Origin of the sequence: Streptomyces sp. NPDC093094 (genome assembly GCF_044754345.1) — a bacterium.
Lineage (GTDB): Bacteria > Actinomycetota > Actinomycetes > Streptomycetales > Streptomycetaceae > Streptomyces.
In genome coordinates this window covers 380155-399874 of sequence record NZ_JBIVOX010000003.1, presented here as the reverse complement: position 1 = coordinate 399874, position 19720 = coordinate 380155, and the positions used below count along the sequence as shown (strand labels likewise).

Sequence of the window (19720 nt, the reverse complement as noted above, 5' to 3'; positions counted from 1 at the left end):
GGCCGCACGGAAGGACCCGCACGTGTCGCTCTTCACCCGCTCCAGCCCGCCGCCCGACACCACCGAGGGCGAGGCGGACGCGGACGGGACGGACGCGGACGGGACGGGCATGGGCGGTCCGTTCCGGTGGCGGCACCGGTTTCCGCGCGCCGCGCGCGGCGTCACCGTGGGCACCACCGTCCTGGCCGGTCTGCTCGTGCTGGTCGCGCTGCTGCTGCCCAACCGGCTCGAACGCCTCTCGCCCGGCTCGTTCCTGCGTGTCCCCGCCGAAGGCGTGGTCCTCGCGGGTCTGCTGCTCGCGCTGCCCGCGAGGGCCCGGCGGATCGCGGCGGTGGCGACCGGGGTGTTCCTGGGGCTGCTCACCCTCCTGAAGTGCCTCGACATGGGCTTCTACCAGACCCTGGCCCGCCCCTTCGACCTGGTGCTGGACTGGATACTGCTCGACGACGCGGTCGACTTCGTCGGCGAGTCCTTCGGGCGCACGGGGCAGGTGCTCGCCGTGGCGGGCGCGCTGGCGCTGGCCGCCGCCGTGCTCGTGCTGACCACGCTCGCCACGGTCCGCGTGACCCGTCTGATGGTCCGTCACCGGCCGGCCGCGGTACGCACGACACTCGCCCTCGGGCTCGCCTGGGTCGTCCTGACGGCCTTCGGCGCGCAGGTCTCCGGGGTCTCCCTGGCGACGAGGGGCACCGCCCAGATGCTCGGCAACCGGGTGGAGATGGTCCGGGCGGGCCTGCGGGACGCCCGGGAGTTCGAGAAGCAGGCGGCCGTGGACGCCTTCGCCGCGACCCCGCCCGACCGGCTGCTGACCGGGCTGCGCGGCAAGGACGTCCTGTTCACCTTCATCGAGAGCTACGGCCGCACCGCGATCGAGGACCCGGACATGGCGGCGCAGGTCGGCGCGGTGCTGTCGCAGGGCACCACGTCCCTGCACGAGGCGGGGTTCGAGGCGCGCAGCGCCTGGCTGCGCTCCCCCGTGACCGGGGCGGGCAGCTGGCTGGCGCACTCCACGTTCCTGTCCGGGCTGTGGATCAAGAACCAGCAGCGCTACCGCAGCCTCACCACCAGCGACCGCATGACCCTCACCAGCTACTTCCGCAAGTCGGGCGCCTGGCGCACGGTCGGCATCGTGCCCGGGGTGCGGCGGGCCTGGCCGGAGGGCGAGTTCTTCGGCCTCGACCACATCTACGACTCCGAGCGGCTCGGCTACCACGGCCCGTACTTCAGCTGGACGCCCGTGCCCGACCAGTTCAGCCTGGAGGCGTTCGAACGTCTTGAGCACGGCAGGGCCGGCCGCGAGCCGATCATGGCGGAGGTCATCCTCGCCTCCAGCCACAATCCCTGGTCCCCCATCCCCCGCATGATCGGCTGGGACGACCTGGGCGACGGCTCGGTCTTCCACGGCCTCAAGGCCGAGGGCAAGGACCCCGCGGAGGTCTGGAAGGACCCCGGCAGCGTGCGCACCGAGTACCGGCGCGCGATCGAGTACTCGCTGCGGAGCCTGACCGAGTGGCTGGAGCGCTACGGCGACGACGACACCGTCCTGGTCTTCCTCGGCGACCACCAGCCGGTGCCCACCGTCACCGCGGGCAGCACCAGCCGGGACGTGCCCGTCACGATCGTCGCCCGCGACCCGCGCGTGCTGGACAGGATCTCCGGGTGGGGCTGGAGCGAGGGCCTCAAGCCCGCGAAGGCGGCCCCGGTCTGGGGCATGGACCGCTTCCGGGACCGCTTCATGACGGCGTACGGATCTCCTCGCTGAGGAACGCGGCGACGCGTCCGGCGAACCGGCCGGGGTCGTCCAGCCAGGGGTAGTGGCCCGCGCCCGGCTGCACGACCACCTCGGCGTGCGGGAAGACGCCGGCGGCACGGCGGGCGAGCTCCGGCCGGGGCCCGCCGTCCAGCTCGCCGGCGTACACGAGCACGGGCGCGGTGAACCCGGCGAGCGCGGCACGGGTGGCGGGCGGGTCGTAGGCGCCCGGGGAGCCGTAGACGCCGGCGGCCTCCTCGTTGGTCTCCCGCTCGTCCCCGGCCGCGTGCGCGGCGGCCGTCCCGTCCCAGCGGCCGTAGAAGAACGGGGCGAAGGCGTCGTCGAAGTCGCCGTCCCCGGCGAGCCACTTCTCGAAGGCGGGGAAGGTCTGCGCGAACCACGGCTCGCCCTCCCTCAGCCGGGCGGCCGCGAGGCGGTCCCCGGGCGTGGCGGGCATGCCGAGGGCCCACGGGGTCGCGGTGATCAGTGCCAGCCGGCGCACCCGCTCCGGGTACCGGGCGGCGTAGAGCATCGCCAGGCTGCCGCCCGCCGAGTGCGCGAGCAGGTCGATCCGCTCCGGTCCGAGGTGGGCGCGCAGTGCCTCCACGTCGTCCACGAGCCGGTCGCAGCGGTACGTCGCCGGGTCGGCGGGCGCCGCGGAGCCGCCGGTGCCGCGCAGGTCGAGCAGGGCCAGCCGACGGTGCGCGGCGAGTCCTCCGAGGTCGCCGAGGTAGGCGGAGGCCCGCATGGGTCCGCCGGGGAGCACGAGGACGGGCTCCCCCCGGTCACCGAGCAGGTGATGGGTGAGGACGGTTCCGTCGGGGGCGGTGAAGGTCGGCATGCGGCCGATCATGGACGAATCGCCCGTACAGCGGCAAGCAAGTTGTCTCCCGGCCGCGGGGAGGACCCGTCGGCGGGACGCCGAGGTGCGGACGTCCCGCCGACGGGAGCGCGGTCAGGGCCCTGACGCCCCGGTGCGCGGGATCAGTCGGGCAGGCGGTCGAGGACCCACTCACCGATCTCCGGGGTCATGAGGGCGTGCGGGTCGTTGTCCCGGGAGAGCAGGAAGTCGTCGAGCTCGGACTCCTCCGGGGGCAGCCCGTCGATGTCGACGTACAGGTCGTCCTGCCGGTCCAGGTCGCGGACGGCGACCGCGCTGACGGACGGCACGAAGCACACCGACCTGTGGGTGAGGTCGATGTTCTCGCCGATGCTCTTGAGCGCGTCGCCCACGATGCCGAACGATTCGAGCGTTCCGCCGGGCGCCCCGTCCAGCTCCGGGTAGCCGCGCGTGGTGATCGTGTGCGGTCCGCCGAGGGCGCCGTTCAGCACGGCCACCTCCGCCGGGTCGCCCTGCGACTGGGCGAGGAAGTAGGTGCCGTCGAAGAACGGACCCGAACAGCTCAGCGTCTTCTCCCCGGCGCGGACGCCGTTGCCCACGCCGTCGCCGCGGCCGCTGGCCACGCCCATCAGGCGCGGGATGCGGGGCCAGGAGCCGACCCGCTGGAGCTGCTCCAGGAACTCCGTCCGCAGCGGGCTCTGCTGCGGCGTGCCGTCGACGCTGTCGAGGTACCGCCAGAGCATCTGCTGGGAGGCCGGGCTGGCGATCTGGCGCAGATAGGTGTCGTCGACCGGGGCGAGGTGATGCGCGAACGCCTGGAGTCCGATCGGCACCCACGCGCCGCGGTGCGGGGTGTCGAACGACAGGTAGGCGCCGACCCGGTGGTCCATGCGCTGCATTTCCATCTTCGCCAGCGCGTACCGGGCGACCATGCCGCCCATGCTGAACCCGCCGGCGAGCAGCCGGGTGTCGCCCAGCTGCTCGGCGCCGGTCCGAAGGATCGCGGCCGTCATGGTCTCCGCGTTGCGCAGGATCGACTCGCTGCGCTCGTCGAACCCGACCAGGACCAGGGTGCGCCCCCGCCGCCGGAGCTCGCTGACGAACGGGAACCTGCCGTTCTCCAGGTGGTCCCAGAGCCAGTCGAAGTCGGTCGGGCCGAGATTGAACCCGTCGGCCAGGACGACCGGCCGGACCACGCCCCGCTGGCCCTGCCCGTAGTAGACCCGGGCGCTGCCGCCCGGCAGCTGCCACACCTCGTCGGCCGGGGGTGCCTGCGCCGCCGACGGTGCGCCGAGCGGGGTCACGAGCCCGATCGACGCGGCGGCTTTCCTGATCTTGTCGGTCTTGCTGTCAGCCACGAATGTGCCTTTCAGTTGATTTTGCAGGCAATTGCCCATGCTGAGGGTGTGCTCACACGTTCGGAAATACACATTTGTTCGGCATATTTCACCGAGCAGAGTGAGTGTCGTCCGGTGGTCGACATGGAAGGCCCGGAACTGCCCGGACGGCGAGAGATCCAGGCCGCCCCCTTGCCCCGGCCGGGCATGCCTGAATTACTGGACCCGAACACCTCGACCGAATGATCGGTCGTCCGGATTGTTACGGTCGGTGAGGGAGGCGTCCTCATGACGGAGGCGACGGAGCTGCTCGACGCGGGCGAGCGCCTGGACATCGGCGAGCTGCGGGCACTCCAGCTCGAACGGCTGCGCTCCACCCTGCGCCACGTCCACGCGAGCGTGCCGCACTACCGCGAGGCGTTCGACAAGGCGGGGGTGCATCCGGACGACTGCCGCTCCCTGGCCGACCTCGCCCGCTTCCCCTTCACCACCAAGGCGGACCTGCGCGCGAACTACCCGTACGGCATGTTCGCCGTGCCGCGCGAGCGGATCCGCCGGCTCCACGCCTCCAGCGGCACCACGGGACGTCCGACGGTGGTCGGCTACACCGAGGACGATCTGTCCATGTGGTCGGACATGGTGGCCCGTTCGATCCGGGCCGCGGGCGGCCGCCCCGGCGACACGGTCCATGTCGCCTACGGATACGGCCTGTTCACCGGCGGACTCGGCGCGCACTACGGCGCCGAACGGCTGGGCTGCACGGTGATCCCCGCCTCCGGCGGCATGACGTCCCGTCAGGTGCAGCTGATCCAGGACCTCCGGCCGCGCGTCATCACGGTGACGCCGTCGTACATGCTGACGCTGCTGGACGAGTTCGAGCGCCAGGGCGTCGACCCCCGCGGCACCTCGCTGGAGGTCGGGATCTTCGGTGCCGAGCCGTGGACGCAGGAGATGCGGCGCGAGATCGAGGAGCGGTTCGGGATCGACGCGGTCGACATATACGGGCTGTCCGAGGTGATCGGCCCCGGTGTCGCGCAGGAGTGCGTGGAGACCAAGGACGGCCTGCACGTCTGGGAGGACCACTTCTACCCGGAGGTGGTCGACCCGGTCACCGGGGAGTTGCTGCCCGAGGGCGAGGAGGGCGAGCTGGTGTTCACCTCGCTGACCAAGCAGGCCATGCCGGTCGTCCGCTACCGCACCCGTGACCTGACCCGTCTGCTGCCGGGCACGGCCCGGGTGTTCCGCCGTATGGGCAAGGTGACCGGCCGCAGCGACGACATGGTGATCCTGCGCGGGGTGAACCTCTTCCCGACCCAGATCGAGGAGATCGTCCTGCGGATCCCGGCCGTGGCTCCCCACTTCCAGCTCCGCCTCACCCGTGAGGGCCGGCTCGACGCCCTCACGGTGCGGGCGGAGGCCCGCGCGGACGCGACCCCGCAGGCCAGACAGGACGCGGCCCGGGCCGTCGCCGCCGCGGTCAAGGACGGCATCGGGGTCTCGGTCGGCGTGGAGATCGTCGACCCCGGGACGCTGGAGCGGTCGGTGGGCAAGATCCGCAGGATCGTGGACGAGCGGCCCCGCTGACGGCCGGCCGCCGCGCGGGGCCGGGCCCGCCGCTCAGGGGGTCAGGCGCGCGGCGAGCCGGTCCGCCAGCTTCTCGGCGAGGGCGTCGGTGAGGGCGGGATGCGCGGCGAGCCGGTCGGCGACGGCCGCCAGCTGTGTGTCGGTCAGTGTCACGGGTTCCAGCGCGGCGACCCTCTTCTCGGTGCGCCGGGCGATGATCTCCAGGTTGCGGACCACGGTCTCCAGGGACACGTACGGGTTGTCGTCGGCCGTGGCGGCGTTGGGGTTGTCGATGATGTTGTCGGCGGTGAGGACCGCCACGGCGATGGCCCTCAGATTGGCGGGGGTGAGGTCCACGGTGTCTCCCTTCGCTGCGGCGAGGATGGCGCTCATGGGGAACCTGCCGGGGTCCCCGTGGTCGTTCTCGGGGGCGTGCTGGTGTCCGCAGTGGCCCTTGAAGGCGGTCCACCGGGTACGGCTCAGACGGACGCCGTTGGCGCCGTAGGAGCTGGGGTACGGCTTGAAGGTCAGTCCGGAGGTGAGGGGCACGCCGTGCTCGGTGCGGGCCCAGCGGGCGAAGGCGCCCAGGTCCCGGACCGCCCACGCCGGCAGCTCCGGCATGTACAGGTGCGGGGTGCTCCCCCAGCGCCGGTGCGTCGCCGGGTCGCAGGTGCCGACGATCTCCACCTGGCACACGTTCAGGGTGTTGGTCTCCACTCCCCCGGGCAGATTGCGCAGGGCGCGGCTGGAGACGTCGAAGTCGAAGTGCTGGTACCAGACCATGCGTTCGCGGGCGAAGTCGGGACGGGCGGTCAGGTTCGGGGCGGACACGCCGCCGCCGTAGGAGGGGAGCGCGGTGCCCTCGGTGGAGTGCCACAGAACGACGTTGGTCTCCATCGGCGAGCCCGGATAGTTGTCCTGGTACCAGTAGGCGGTGGAGGCGCCGGGGTAGCGCTGGGGTCCGGTCCTCACGACGCGGGCCCGGGGGTCAGGGGGTGGGCCATGATCAGCCTCCGATCAGGTGCCGGCCGTCCGGCGCAGAGGGTTCACTGGCGGTATCCCCGCTGCGCAGGCTCTCCATGACGGCCGGCACCGCATCGGTCGACGAGGTGACTGAAATCAGCCAGAGCTCAGCCGGTCCCGCAGCTCGCGCTTGAGGATCTTGCCGCTGGCGTTGCGCGGCAGGGCGTCGACGAACACCACCCGCCTGGGCGCCTTGAAGGGGGCCAGGTGCGCGCGGGCATGGGCGATCAGCTCGGCCTCGGTGACCTCGGCGCGCAGGACGACGACCGCGGTGACGGCCTCGATCCACTTGTCGTCGGGAAGGCCGATCACCGCGGCCTCCGCCACGGCGTCATGACGGTAGAGCGCGTCCTCGACCTGCCGCGAGGCGATCAGGACGCCCCCGGAGTTGATGACGTCCTTCACCCGGTCGACGATCGTCAGATAGCCCTCGGCGTCACGGACGGCGAGGTCGCCGGAGCGGAACCAGCCGTCACGGAACGCCTCTTCGGTCTCCTCGGGCTTGCCCCAGTAGCCCTCGCACAGCTGCGGCGAGCGGTAGACGATCTCACCGGGTGTGCCGTCGGGCACGTCCTTGCCGTGCTCGTCGACGACCCGCGCGTCGACGAAGAGCACCGGCCGGCCGCAGGAGGCGGGGCGGGCCTTGTGCTCGGCGGGGCCGAGGACGGTGGCCAGCGGGCCGATCTCGCTCTGGCCGAAGCAGTTGTAGAGGGCCAGCTTCGGCAGGCGCTCGCGCAGCCGTTCCAGGACCGGCACCGGCATGATCGAGGCCCCGTAGTACGCCTTGCGCAGCCCCCCGAGGTCGCGGGTGGCGAAATCGGGGCGGCCGGACAGGCCGATCCACACCGTCGGCGGGGCGAACAGGCTGTCCACCTGGCCCGCCTCGATCAGGTCGAAGAGGGTGTCCCCGTCCGGGGCGTCGAGGACGGTGTTCGTAGCGCCGACCGCGAGGTACGGCAGCAGGAACACATGCATCTGCGCCGAGTGGTACAGCGGAAGCGAGTGGGCCGGCCGGTCCCCGGCGCTCAGGTCGAGGGCGGTGATCGCGCTCAGGTACTCGTGCACCAGCGCCCGGTGCGTCATCATCGCGCCCTTGGGCAGCGCGGTGGTGCCCGAGGTGTACAGCAGCTGCACCAGGTCCTCGCCGCGCGCCTCCGGCCCGTCGTACGGCGGTGCCTCCGGCAGCCGCGCGAGCAGCGAGTCCCCGGCGTCCCTCAGGGGCAGGGTGCGTACGCCGTCGGGGAGCCGGTCCGCCAGCGGGGGGTCGGTGAGGACCACGGAACTGCCCGACTGGCCGATCAGATAGGCCAGGTCGTCGCCGGTCAGGTTCTGGTTGACCGGCACGTGCACCAGGCCCGCGCGGGCGCAGGCCAGGAAGGCGATGAGATAGGCGTCGGAGTTGTGTCCGTAGGCGGCGACCCGGTCGCCCGGCTCGAGCCCCTCGGCGCGCAGGACGGTCGCCGCGCGGGAGACGGCGTCGTCGAGTTCCTCGTACGTCCAGGAGCGGTCGCGGTGTCGGATGGCGATGCGCGCCGGGGTGCGACGGGCGCTGCGCCGCAGCACCCCGTCGACCGTGCTGCCGTGTCCGGGCTTCATGGCACAGGATCCTCGGCCCGGCGCACAGCGAGGTCAAGCATCACGGCCCGCCCGGCGGCACGCTCAACCGCTCTCCCTCTCAACGCGGTTGGTCCCCGGCTCCCGCCTGCCGTACGTCAGGCGCCGCAGGACCGCCTCCGCGGGACCTCTGCGGCCCGCCCGCTCCAGGGCGAGTGCGCCCGCCACGGTGACCAGCCAGACGGTGGTGGCGAACAGGGCCGCCGTCGCGCTGCCGAGGTGTCCGCCGAGGCCGAGCCCCCAGGCCGCGAGGACCGGGGCGAAGATCAGTGAGTGGGCGAGATAGCAGGACAGGGACCGCTTGCCCACCGCGGACACCGCGGCGACGGCGGTGGCGGTGCCGCCCCGGCGGTGCCCACGGGTGGTCCACCGGTGCGCGACGAGGGCGACGGCGGCGACGTAGCCGAGTCCGCCCGCGCTGCCCGTGAGGTCACGCAGCATGACGAGCGCCCCGGACTCGCTCTCGGCGTCGGGCGGCACGTCGAGGACTCCGACGTGGGCGAGGGCGGCGGGCAGGGCGCCGAGCCAGCCGGCCGCGATGCCGAGAACGGCGGTACGACGCAGCAGCCGCAGATGACGGCCGGGCTCCTCCAGGACGCGGTGGCGGGCGGCCAGGAAGCCCAGCAGGAAGACGAGGAACGCGCCGCCGGCGAGGGACACCGCCGAGGCCACGAAGGTGACGAACAGACCTGTCTCCAGGCGGACTTCGGCCGCTTCGAGCCAGCTCTCGTGCTGCGCCCCGTACGCCAGGAAGCCGGGTTCCGCGCCCGCGTCGCCCATGGTCCCGAGCCTGCCCTCCAGCGCGGCCGACACGATCGGCCCGGCCGTGGTGAGCAGGAGCAGGGCGACGCCGGCACCGGTCCACCACTTCAGGGCGCGTTCGCCGCGCCGCAGGAAGGCGAAGCCGAGCAGGAGGCTCATGACGCCGTAGAAGCCGAGGATGTCGCCGGACATGAGCAGGGTGGCGTGGGCGAGGCCGATGACGATCAGCCACAGGCTGCGCCGGCGCAGCAGCCTGACGACGTCGCGTCCGGCGGTTCCGGCGGCGGTCTGCCGCAGGTAGAGCTGCATCATGCCGTAGCCGAAGAGGAACGCGAACAGCGGGTAGATCCGCATGTCCAGCACGATGATCATCGTGAACTGCACGGTGCGGTCCGGCCAGGAGCCGTCCACCGGCTGCCATCCGGAGGGCCCGCGCCGGGCCGCCCAGAGATGGAACGCGGTGTTGGACATCACGATGGCCAGCAGCATGATCCCGCGGGCGAGATCGGGAGCCGGTGCTCGTTCCCCGGGCCGCACTCCGCCGCGCCGCAGCGGGCCTTCCCCGGTCGTGGTGGTGGTCATGCGGCCACGCTAGGAAGGCGCGGCACGGCCGGTGATCGGCCGAAGGGCGAGAGGGGGGCGACCGAAGGATGACGTGCGCGGGCCTTCGGTGCGCCGTAAGGCCCTTCCGGTGCGTCGTAGGACCCTTCCGGTGCGCCGTAAGGCTCTTCCGGTGCGTCGTAAGGCCCTTCGGGCGCGCCGTACGGCCTTTCGGCGCGTCAGACGGAGCGGGTGCGTCCTTCCCAGTACGGATCCCGCAACCGCCGTTTGTACAGCTTGCCGTTGGGGTCGCGGGGCATCTCGGTGACGAAGCCGACGCTCCTGGGCCGCTTGTAGCCGGCCAGCCGCTCGGCGCAGTGGGCGAGCAGGGCGGCGGCGAGGGCCGGGCCGGGCGCGTGGCCGGGCGCCGGTTCGACGACGGCCCTGACCTCCTCACCCCAGTCGTCGTGCGGGACGCCGAAGACGGCGGCGTCGGCGACGGCGGGGTGGGCGAGCAGGGCGGACTCGATCTCGGCCGGGTAGATGTTGACGCCACCGGAGATGATCATGTCGATCTTGCGGTCGCGCAGGAAGAGGAAGCCGTCCTCGTCCAGGTGCCCGAGGTCGCCGACGGTGAAGAAGTCGCCCACGCGGTTCCTGCGGGTCTTGTCCTCGTCGCGGTGGTAGGCGAATCCGCCGGTGTTCATCTTCATGTAGACGGTGCCCAGCCGGCCCGGCGGCAGGGGGCGTCCGTCGTCGTCGAGGACGGCGAGCTCGCTGATGGGCCAGGCCCTGCCGACCGTTCCGGGTTTCTTCAGCCAGTCCTCGGCGGTGGCGAAGGCGCCGCCGCCCTCGCTGGCGGCGTAGTACTCCTCCACACAGGTGCCCCACCAGTCGATCATCGCCCGTTTGACGTGGTCGGGGCAGGGGGCGGCACCGTGGACGGCGTGCCGCATGGAGGAGACGTCGTAGCGGGCGCGTACGTCCGGGGGGAGGGCCAGCAGCCGGTGGAACTGGGTGGGGACCATGTGGGTGTGGGTGCACTTCTCGGTGTCGATCAGCCGGAGCATCTCCTCGGGTGTCCAGCGGTCCATCAGCACCAGGCGGTGGCCGATGTGCAGGGACGCGGCCGCGAACTGGAGCACCGCCGTGTGGTAGAGCGGCGAGCACACCAGGTGCACGTTGTCGTCGAAGGGGCGGATGCCGAAGATGCCGAGGAAACCGCCGAGATGGACCTCCTCGGGCGGCCGGCCGGGCAGCGGGCGGCGGATGCCCCGGGGGCGGCCGGTGGTGCCCGAGGTGTAGTTCATGACCTGGCCGAGGGTGCGGCCGGCAGGGGCCGATCCGGGCCGGCCGTCGAGGAGTTCGGGGTACGGTCTGAAGCCCTCGGCCGTGCCGACGGTGTAGCGCCGGCTCGCGGGCAGGCCGGCCTCGTCGGCGGCGCGGCGGACCGGGCCGGCGAAGCGGTCGTGGGTGACGAGGACCTTCGCGCCGGAGTCGGAGACGATCCAGGCGATCTCGGGCCCGACCAGATGGTGGTTGACGGGGACGAGGTAGAACCCCGCCTGCTGGGCGGCGAGATGGGCGGTGAGGAACTCGGCGCCGTTGGGCAGGACGACGGCGAGGGCGTCGCCGCGCTCCAGGCCCGCCGCGCGCAGTCCGTGCACGAGCCGGTTCGCGGCCGTGTGCAGCCGGCCCGCGGACCACCGCTCGCCGTCCGCGGTGACGAGGACGGTGCGTGCGGGGTCCTGGGCGGCCTGGGTCCAGAAGCCGGGGGTGGTCACCGGGCGCTCCTTCCGGCGATGCGGTCGAGGTGGTCGACGGCCTGCTCGAAGCCCCGGGTGAGGTCGTCGAGCACGGCCCGGACGCTGCGTTCGCTGTTCATCCGGCCGACGATCTGGCCGACGGGCGTGCCCAGCAGGGGCTCCACCTCGTGGCGCTGGATCCGGGAGACGGCGTCGGCGACCAGCAGCCCCTGCAACGGCATGGGCAGGGCGCCGGGTCCGGCCGGGTCGTCCCAGGCGTCGGTCCAGGCGGTCCGCAGCTGGCGGGCGGGCTTGCCGGTCAGGGCGCGGGAGCGCACGGTGTCCCCGGAGCCCGCGGCGAGCAGTTTGCGGGTCAGGGCGGGCGAGTGCAGGTCGGCCTCGGTGGTGGTGAGCCAGAGCGACCCGAGCCACACGCCCTGGGCGCCGAGGGCGAGCGCGGCGGCGGCCTGCCGTCCGCTGCCGATGCCGCCGGCGGCGAGGACGGGCAACGGTGCGACGGCGTCGACGACTTCGGGGGTGAGGACCATGGTGGCGATCTCGCCGGTGTGGCCGCCGGCCTCGTAGCCCTGGGCGACGACGATGTCGATCCCGGCCTCCTTGTGCCGGACGGCGTGCCGGGCGGAGCCCGCGAGGGCGGCGACCGGCACGCCGTGGCCGTGGGCGCGGGCGACGACGTCGGCGGGCGGCGGGCCGAGCGCGTTGGCGAGCAGCCGGATCGGGTGCTCGAAGGCGACGTCGAGCTGGGTGCGGGCCACCTGCTCCATCCAGCCGGTGATCCGCCAGCCCGCGGCCTCGTCCGCGGGCAGCTCGGGGACGCCGTGCGCGGCGAGGGTGTCGGCGACGAACCTGCGGTGGCCCTCGGGGATCATCGCCTCGACGTCGGCCTCGGTGACGCCCTCCACCTTGCGTGCGGGCATGACGACGTCCAGGCCGTAGGGCCGCCCGCCGGTGTGCCGGTCGATCCAGTCGAGGTCGCGCCCGAGGTCGTCGGGGTCGGTGTAGCGGACCGCGCCGAGCACGCCGAGGCCGCCCGCCCGGCTGATGGCCGCGGCGACGGCCGGGAACGGCGTGAAGCCGAAGACGGCGTGCTCGATTCCCAGTTGCTCGCTCAGCTCCGTCTGCATGGGCGCAGGATGCCGGAGACGGGTGGAGGACGGAAGACCGAAACTGACATACCGTCAGATCTTCTGGATTTACGACGGCGTCCGGGTGGACATACTTGCGAAGACGTCCGGACGGCTCGGCGGGAGGTGCTCGTGGTGACGGACAGACGCGTGGCGGCGGACGGAGCGGACGGGGGCGGTGGCCCGACCCGGCGTCAGCTCGGCAGGGGGGCGCTCGTCCTGGGCGGAGCCCTGGCCCTGGCGCCGTCCCCGGCGGGACCCGCGGCCGCCGCCTCCTCCGGAGGGGTCACGCTGCGGTACGGTCCGGCCGGGCGGGCGGGACTGCTCGACGCGCATCTGCGGCAGCTCGTCACCGACGCCGAGGCGTTCCTCGGCCCCTCGCCCAGGCGCCCCTGGTACGCGGGCGCCGTCCTGCTCGCCGGGCGCGGCGGGACGGTGGCGCTGCACCGGCCGATCGGCAGGGCCGTGCGCTACGCGGACTACGACGCCACGACCGACACGGGCGTCGAGTTCCCGCCGGAGCAGCAGATCGACATGGCCGAGGACACCGTCTTCGACCTCGCCTCGGTGTCCAAGCTGTTCACCTCGCTCCTCGCCGTCCAGCAGATCGAGCGGGGCGCGCTGGGACTGGAGACGACCGTGGCCTCCGTCCTGCCGGAGTTCGGGGCCGCGGGCAAGCAGGACGTCACCGTCCGCCAGCTCCTCACCCACACCTCCGGTTTCCGCGCCTGGATCCCGCTCTACGACGCGCCGACCCACGAGGAGAAGCTGCGGCTCGTCTGGAACGAGGCGCTCGTCTCCCCGCCCGGCACCCGCTACCTGTACTCGGACCTGAACCTGATCTCGCTCCAGCTCGTCCTGGAGCGCCTCACCGGACGGGCGCTGGACGTCCTGCTCCGCGAGGAGATCACCGGGCCGCTCGGCATGCGCCGCACCCGCTACAACCCGCCCGCCTCCTGGAAGCCGCGCATCGCCGCCACCGAGGTGGCCCGCAGACCCTGGTCGGGGCTCGACCGGGGGCTGGTGTGGGGCGAGGTGCACGACGAGAACGCGTACTCCCTGGGCGGGGTGGCGGGGCACGCCGGGGTGTTCTCCACCGCGTGGGACCTGGCGGTCCTCGGCCGCACGCTGCTCAACGGCGGCCGCTACGGCAGAGCGCGCGTCCTGCGGCCCGAGTCGGTGGAGCTGATGTTCACCGACTTCAACACCGCCTTTCCCGGCGACGAGCACGGACTCGGCTTCGAGCTCTACCAGCACTGGTACATGGGCGCCATGGCCACACCCCGCACCGCGGGCCACACCGGCTTCACCGGCACCTCGCTGGTCCTCGACCCGTCGACCGACTCCTTCCTTGTGGTGCTCGGCAACTCGGTGCACCCGGTGCGGAGCTGGCGCTCCGGCTCGGCACCGCGGGTGGCCGCCGCGAACAACCTCGCCCGGGCCGTCGCGGTCCGTCCGGCACGGGGCCGCACCGCCTGGTTCTCCGGAACGGCGAACGCCACGACGGCCACGCTCGCGCTGCCCGCCCTGGACACCTCCGCCGGTGGTGTGCGCCTGCGCTGCGCGCTGTGGTGGGACACCGAACCGCAGGCCGACGCCCTGGCGCTGGAGGCGTCGCCGGACGGCGGGGAGACCTGGCGGCCGGTGCCGTTCACCACCCGCCGGCCCGGCGAGGAGCCGGCCGGACATCCCGCCGGGTCGGTCACCGGCTGGTCGGGCCGTGTCTGGCACCGGCTGACGGCCGCCCTGCCCGCCGAGAGACATCTGACGCTGCGCTGGCGGTACACCACGGACCGGCTGTACGTCGGCCGCGGGGCGTACGTCGACGCCCTGCGGGTCGTGGCCGCGCGGGACGAGGTCCTCTTCGACGCGTCCCGGCCCGCCGACCGGGCGCGGATCACGGCCGCGGGGTGGACGGAGTCGGCCGACTGACACCGGCAAGGCACCTCCGGCGGCCGGTACCGCCGACCGGCACCGGCCGCACCGGCCGGGAAGCCTCCGGGAGACGTCGACAGAGCGCCTCCCGGCGGACAGCGCCCCACCGACACGGGCAGGAAGCCTCCCGGGGGACGATGCCACCCCCGACACCGGCAAGGCATCTCCCGGGGGATGCCGACCGCCGACACGGGCAGGGCACCTCCCGGCGGGGGTGCCGACCGCCGACACGAGCCGGAAGCCTCCCGGGGGACAGCACCGCCCCCCGACACCGGCAAGGCACCTCCCGGCGCGGGGTGCCGACCGCCGACACGAGCCGGAAGCCTCCCGGGGGACAGCACCGCCCCCCCGACACCGGCAAGGCACCTCCCCGGGGACGATGCCGCCCGCCGACACCGGCAGGGCGCCGGCGTCGCCGCGGACGCCGTCAGCCGGACGCCTCCAGCACCGCCATCGCCGCGTTGTGGCCCGGCACGCCGCTCACCCCGCCGCCGCGCACCGCGCCCGCACCGCACAGCAGGACGTTGGCGTGCGCCGTCTCCACGCCCCAGCGGCCCGTGCCGTCCTGGGTGTGGGGCCAGGACAGCGACCGGTGGAAGATGTTGCCGCCCGGCAGCCGCAGGTCGCGCTCCAGGTCGAGCGGGGTCTTCGCCTCGATGCAGGGACGCCCGTCGGCGTCGGTGGCCAGGCAGTCGGCGAGCGGCTCGGCCAGATGGGCGTCGAGCTGGGCCAGCGTCAGCTTCAGCAGCTCCTCCCGCACGCCGTCGTTGTCCCGTTCGAACAGCCGGGCCGGGGTGTGCAGGCCGAACAGGGTGAGCGTCTGGTGACCCTGTTCGACGAGGCCGGGACCGAGGATCGTCGGGTCGGTCAGGGAGTGGCAGTAGATCTCCGACGGCGGCGCGGCGGGCAGCTCACCGGCCGCGGCCTGCCGGTACGCGGCGGCCAGCTGGTCGTAGCCCTCGGCGATGTGGAAGGTGCCGGCGAACGCCTCGCGCGGGTCCACGGCGCTGTCGCGGAGCCGGGGCAGCCGCTTGAGCAGCATGTTCACCTTGAGCTGGGCGCCCTCGGCGGGGGCCGGGGGTTCGGCGCCGGTGAGCTCCGCGAGGGCCTGCGGGGAGGCGCCCACGAGGACGTGGCGCGCGGCGGCGACGCCCTCGCCCTCGGCCGTGCGGTAGGTGACCTCCGCGGTACGGCCGTCGGTGTCGATCCGTACCGCCTCGTGGCCGGTGGCGAGGACGGCTCCGGCCTGACGGGCCGCCGCCGCCAGGGCGTCCGTCAGCGCGCCCATGCCGCCCACCGGCACGTCCCAGGCACCCGTCCCGCCGCCGATCACGTGGTAGAGGAAGCAGCGGTTCTGCGCCAGGTCCGGGTCGTGGGCGTCGGCGAAGGTGCCGATGAGCGCGTCGGTGAGGACCACGCCGCGGACCAGGTCGTCGGTGAAGCGTTCCTCGACGGCGACACCGAGGGGCTCCTCGAACAGCGTCCGCCATGCCTCCTCGTCGCCGACCCTGCGGCGCAGCTCGTCACGGGTGGGCAGCGGCTCGGTGAGGGTGGGGAACACCTTGCGGGCGACCTGGCCCGTCATGCCGTAGAAGCGCTGCCATGCCTCGTACTCGCGTGCGCCGCCGGTGAGCTCGGCGAACGCCTCCCGGGTGCGCTGCTCGCCGCCGCCGACGAGCAGTCCCGTCGGCCGGCCGCCGCGCTCGGCCGGGGTGTACGAGGAGATGGACCGGGTGCGCAGCTCGAACCGCAGGCCGAGATCCCGGACGATCTTCCCGGGGAGCAGGCTGACCAGATAGGAGTAGCGCGACAGCCGGGCGTCGACGCCCTCGAACGGGCGGGTGGACACGGCCGCGCCGCCGGTGCGGCCGAGCCGCTCCAGCACCAGCACGGACCGCCCGGCGCGGGCCAGATAGGCGGCGGCGACCAGGCCGTTGTGCCCGCCGCCGACGATCACGGCGTCGTAGGAACGGGCGGCGGAGGCTTCCTCGGGTGCGGACATGCCTCTTGGTAGCACGAGGTGATCAGCGGCGGCCAGAGGACGGCCGCCGGGCCTCCGGACGACGCCGGACGGGCGCGCACCGGGGCACTTCGGTACGTTTCCGGTATGGGGACCGATGTGGACGCGCTCCTGCGCCGCCTTGCCCAGGAGCTCAGGCCCCGGACGGACCGAGCGGCCGACATGGTGGTGCGGCGTCTGCGCACCGAGCTTCCCGAGCTGTGGAAGGACGACGAGCTCTATCCGCTGGCGCTGGAGGAGACGGCCGAGCACGTCAGCGGCTTCCTGGACGTGATGGAGCACGGGCTGGACGCCTCCGTGGTCGGGCCGCCCCCGGTGGCCCTGGCGATCGCCCGCAGGTTCGCCCGGCGGGGGGTGCCGGTCAGCAAGCTGCTGCGGGCCTACCGCCTCGGCCATGTGGGCCTGCTCCAGCTGATCCAGAGCGAGGCCACCCGCCTCACCGACGACTGGCAGCTGATCAACGCCGTCGGGATGAGGCTGATCGAGACGGGGTTCGACTACGTCGACCGCGGCTCGGAGGAGGTCGTCGCCGCCTACCAGGAGGAGCGCGACCGGCGGTTGCAGCGGCAGCTCGTCCTCACCAACGAGGCGAGCCGGCGGATCGGGACCACCCTCGACACCGCCCGTACGGCCCAGGAGCTGGCGGACGTCGGCACCGACGGGTTCGCCGACCTCGTCACCGTCGACCTCTTCGAGTCCGTCCTCCGGGAGGACGGCGCCCCCCGGCCGGTGATGCGCCGCATCGCCCAGCGGTCCCTCCTGGACGGCCGCACGGACTCCGGCGCGGCGACGGGGTGGACGCACACCTATCCGGCGGAGTCGGAGCCGGCCCGCGCCCTGGCCTCGGGCCGCCCCCTCCTGCACCGTGTCACCGAGTCCGGCGGCATGGAGTCCACGGACGGCGTGCCCGTCCCGGACGTCCACTCGGCCCTGCTGCTGCCCCTGCGGGCCCGCGGCGACACCCTGGGGCTCGCCCAGTTCTTCCGCCACCGCAGCACGGCCCCCTTCGACGAGGACGACCTGCTGCTGGCCCAGGAGATCGCGGACAGGGCCGCGGTGTACATCGACAACGCCCGCCGGTACGCACAGGAGCGCTCCACCGCGCTCACCCTCCAGCGCAGTCTGCTGCCGCGGCGGGCGGTGCCGCAGTCCGCGGCCGACACGGCCGCCCGGTATCTGCCGAGCGGGTCCCGGGCGGGCGTGGGCGGCGACTGGTACGACGTGATTCCGCTGTCCGGGGCCCGGGTGGGGCTCGTCGTGGGTGACGTCGTCGGCCGCGGGCTGCACGCGTCGGCCACGATGGGCCGGCTGCGCACCGCCGTCCGCGCCTTCGCCGACCTCGACCTCATGCCGGACGAACTGCTCACGCATCTGGACGACGTGGTGATCCGGCTCCAGCGCGAGGAGACCCCGGAGGACGGCGAGCTCAGCGCCACCTGTCTGTACGCGGTGTACGACCCCGTGTCCCGGCTGTGCTCGCTCGCCAGCGCCGGGCACGTCCTGCCGGCGGTGGCCTCTCCCCCGGCGGGCGCCGGGGGCCCGCGCGAGGTCGGCTTCGCCGACGTGCCGATCGGCCCGCCGCTGGGTCTGGGCGGGCTGCCCTTCGAGACCGGGAGCTGCGAACTCGCGGAGGGCAGTCTGCTGACCCTGTTCACCGACGGGCTGCTGGACAGCCGCAGGCGTGACGTGGACGTCGCCCGCGACCTGCTGCACGACACCCTCGTCGACGCGCCCGGCTCACCGGACGAGACGTGCGACCTGGTGCTGGCCGCGATGCTGCCGAGCCGGCCGCCCGACGACGTCGCCCTGCTGGTGGCGCGGACCCGGGCGCTCGACCCGGGCCATGTGGCGACGCTCGACCTCCCCACCGACCCCGTGGCGGTGTCCTGGGCCCGCCGGTTCACCGGCGAACGGCTGGCCGCGTGGGAGCTGGAGGAGCCGGCCTTCACCGCGGAGCTGGTGGTCAGCGAGCTGGTGACCAACGCGATCCGCTACGGCCGGGGCCCGATCCGGCTGCGGCTGATCCGCACGGACACGCTGACGTGCGAGGTGTTCGACGCCAGCAGCACCGCCCCGCACCTGCGCCGGGCCCGGGCCTTCGACGAGGGCGGCCGGGGCCTGCTGCTGGTCGCCCAGCTGACCGAGCGCTGGGGCACACGGCAGGGCCGCGAGGGCAAGGCCATCTGGGCCGAGCTCCCGCTGCCCGCCGGACCCGGCCCGACAAACCCGCCCTGATCCGGTACGGGCCCCGGCCGGGGCGCTACCGCCGCACCCGGGGCATGCCGAGGCCGATCCAGGAGATGATCTCGCGCTGGATCTCGTTGTTGCCGCCGCCGAAGGTGAAGATCACCGCCGAGCGGTAGCCGCGCTCCAGCTCACCGTGCAGAACCGCGCCGGCCGAGCCCTCCTGGAGGGCGCCGGGGACGGCGGTGATCTCCATCAGCCAGGCGTAGGCGTCACAGCGGGCCTCCGAGCCGTAGACCTTGACGGCGGAGGCGTCCTGCGGGGTGAGGGTGCCGTTCTGCAGGGCGCCGACCATCTGCCAGTTGAGGAGCTTCAGGGCGTCCAGACGGACATGGGTGCGGGCGAGGTTGCGGCGCACCCAGGGCAGGTCGAGGACGCGGCGGCCGTCGGCGAGCTTGGTCCCGGCCGCCCAGCGCTGGACGTCGTGCAGGGCGCGGACGGCCATGGTGCCGTGCGCGGCGAGGGTGACGCGCTCGTGGTTGAGCTGGTTGGTGATCAGCCGCCAGCCCTGGTTCTCGGCGCCGACGCGGCGGGAGAAGGGGACGCGGATGTTCTCGTAGTGGCTGGCGGTGGTGTCGTGTCCGGCCAGGGTCCTGATGAGGGTGCAGGAGTAGCCGGGGTCGGAGGTCGGCACCAGGAGCATGGTGATGCCGCGGTGGGCGGGGGCGTCCGGGTCGGTGCGCACCGCGAGCCACACCCAGTCGGCGGTGTCGCCGTTGGTGGTCCAGATCTTGTGGCCGTCGACGACGTACCCGTCGGCGTCGCGCACGGCACGGGTCCTCAGGGCGGCCAGGTCGGTGCCGGCGTCGGGCTCGCTGTAGCCGATCGCGAAGTCGATCTCGCCGGAGAGGATCCTGGGCAGGAAGTACGCCTTCTGCTCCTCGGTGCCGTACCGCATGATCGTCGGGCCGACGGTGTTGAGGGCCATCAGCGGCAGCGGGACGCCGGCCTGGGCGGCCTCGTCGAAGAAGACGAACTGTTCCGTCGGCGTCAGTCCGCGTCCGCCGTACTCCTTCGGCCAGCCCACGCCCAGCCAGCCGTCGGCGCCGAGGCGGCGGATCGTCTCGCGGTAGAAGCGCTTCTGGGCGGCCGGGTCGGTGTGCCGGGCGTGGGCGCCGTCCGGCATCAACCCGCAGAAGTAGGCGCGCAGTTCGCTGCGCAGCCGCTGCTGCTCGGGCGTGTGGTCGAGGTGCACGGCGCC

At 73.4% G+C, this 19720-nt stretch carries 13 protein-coding genes; 4 read left to right on the top strand and 9 right to left on the bottom strand.

Annotation, left to right across the window (positions count from 1 at the left end; all coding sequences use genetic code 11):
• Nucleotides 1–22 precede the first annotated feature (22 nt).
• The gene (locus tag ACIQGV_RS07845) at nucleotides 23–1762 is read left to right on the top strand and encodes a sulfatase (protein WP_402492010.1); all 1740 of its coding nucleotides are present in this window, start codon (nucleotides 23–25) and stop codon (nucleotides 1760–1762) included.
• Here ACIQGV_RS07845 and ACIQGV_RS07840 read toward each other — a convergent pair.
• A complete protein-coding gene (locus ACIQGV_RS07840) occupies nucleotides 1734–2591 on the bottom strand; it encodes an alpha/beta fold hydrolase (protein WP_402492008.1) in 858 nt (285 codons plus the stop codon). The genes ACIQGV_RS07845 and ACIQGV_RS07840 overlap by 29 nt on opposite strands.
• 143 nt (nucleotides 2592–2734) lie before the next feature.
• A complete protein-coding gene (locus ACIQGV_RS07835; RefSeq protein WP_402492005.1) occupies nucleotides 2735–3949 on the bottom strand; it encodes an esterase/lipase family protein in 1215 nt (404 codons plus the stop codon).
• Nucleotides 3950–4216: 267 nt separating this feature from the next.
• On the opposite strand from ACIQGV_RS07835, the gene paaK reads away from it, so the two are divergent.
• Nucleotides 4217–5512 carry a phenylacetate--CoA ligase PaaK gene (paaK, locus tag ACIQGV_RS07830; RefSeq protein WP_402492002.1) on the top strand — a complete coding sequence of 432 codons (1296 nt, stop codon included), beginning with the start codon at nucleotides 4217–4219 and terminating at the stop codon, nucleotides 5510–5512.
• A 33-nt stretch (nucleotides 5513–5545) separates the two neighbouring features.
• Here paaK and ACIQGV_RS07825 read toward each other — a convergent pair whose 3' ends face one another.
• From ACIQGV_RS07825 to ACIQGV_RS07805, 5 genes are all read right to left on the bottom strand, one after another.
• Nucleotides 5546–6463, bottom strand: coding sequence for a hypothetical protein (locus ACIQGV_RS07825; RefSeq protein ID WP_402491999.1), 918 nt, complete (start codon nucleotides 6461–6463; stop codon nucleotides 5546–5548).
• A gap of 147 nt (nucleotides 6464–6610) precedes the next feature.
• Entirely contained in the window at nucleotides 6611–8110 is a 1500-nt protein-coding gene (locus ACIQGV_RS07820; protein WP_402491996.1) for an acyl-CoA synthetase, read from the bottom strand.
• A gap of 63 nt (nucleotides 8111–8173) precedes the next feature.
• Complete coding sequence (locus tag ACIQGV_RS07815; RefSeq protein ID WP_402491995.1) at nucleotides 8174–9472, bottom strand: DUF418 domain-containing protein; 1299 nt, start codon at nucleotides 9470–9472, stop codon at nucleotides 8174–8176.
• 197 nt (nucleotides 9473–9669) lie between these two features.
• Nucleotides 9670–11214 (bottom strand): acyl-CoA synthetase, encoded by a 1545-nt coding sequence (locus ACIQGV_RS07810; RefSeq protein WP_402491992.1) that lies wholly within the window; start codon nucleotides 11212–11214, stop codon nucleotides 9670–9672.
• Nucleotides 11211–12320: an NAD(P)H-dependent flavin oxidoreductase gene (locus ACIQGV_RS07805; protein WP_402491989.1), complete on the bottom strand. Its 1110-nt coding sequence runs from the start codon at nucleotides 12318–12320 to the stop codon at nucleotides 11211–11213. The genes ACIQGV_RS07810 and ACIQGV_RS07805 overlap by 4 nt, the downstream gene beginning before the upstream one ends.
• 9 nt (nucleotides 12321–12329) lie before the next feature.
• On the opposite strand from ACIQGV_RS07805, the gene ACIQGV_RS07800 reads away from it, so the two are divergent.
• A complete protein-coding gene (locus tag ACIQGV_RS07800) occupies nucleotides 12330–14252 on the top strand; it encodes a serine hydrolase (RefSeq protein ID WP_402492413.1) in 1923 nt (640 codons plus the stop codon).
• A 430-nt stretch (nucleotides 14253–14682) separates the two neighbouring features.
• Here ACIQGV_RS07800 and ACIQGV_RS07795 read toward each other — a convergent pair whose 3' ends face one another.
• A complete protein-coding gene (locus tag ACIQGV_RS07795) occupies nucleotides 14683–16257 on the bottom strand; it encodes a phytoene desaturase family protein (protein WP_402491986.1) in 1575 nt (524 codons plus the stop codon).
• A 105-nt stretch (nucleotides 16258–16362) separates the two neighbouring features.
• Here ACIQGV_RS07795 and ACIQGV_RS07790 point away from each other — a divergent pair, with 105 nt between their 5' ends.
• Complete coding sequence (locus ACIQGV_RS07790) at nucleotides 16363–18510, top strand: SpoIIE family protein phosphatase (protein ID WP_402491982.1); 2148 nt, start codon at nucleotides 16363–16365, stop codon at nucleotides 18508–18510.
• A 25-nt stretch (nucleotides 18511–18535) separates the two neighbouring features.
• On the opposite strand, the gene ACIQGV_RS07785 is transcribed toward ACIQGV_RS07790, so the two are convergent.
• Nucleotides 18536–19714 carry an acyl-CoA dehydrogenase family protein gene (locus ACIQGV_RS07785; protein ID WP_402491980.1) on the bottom strand — a complete coding sequence of 393 codons (1179 nt, stop codon included), beginning with the start codon at nucleotides 19712–19714 and terminating at the stop codon, nucleotides 18536–18538.
• Nucleotides 19715–19720: the final 6 nt, after the last annotated feature.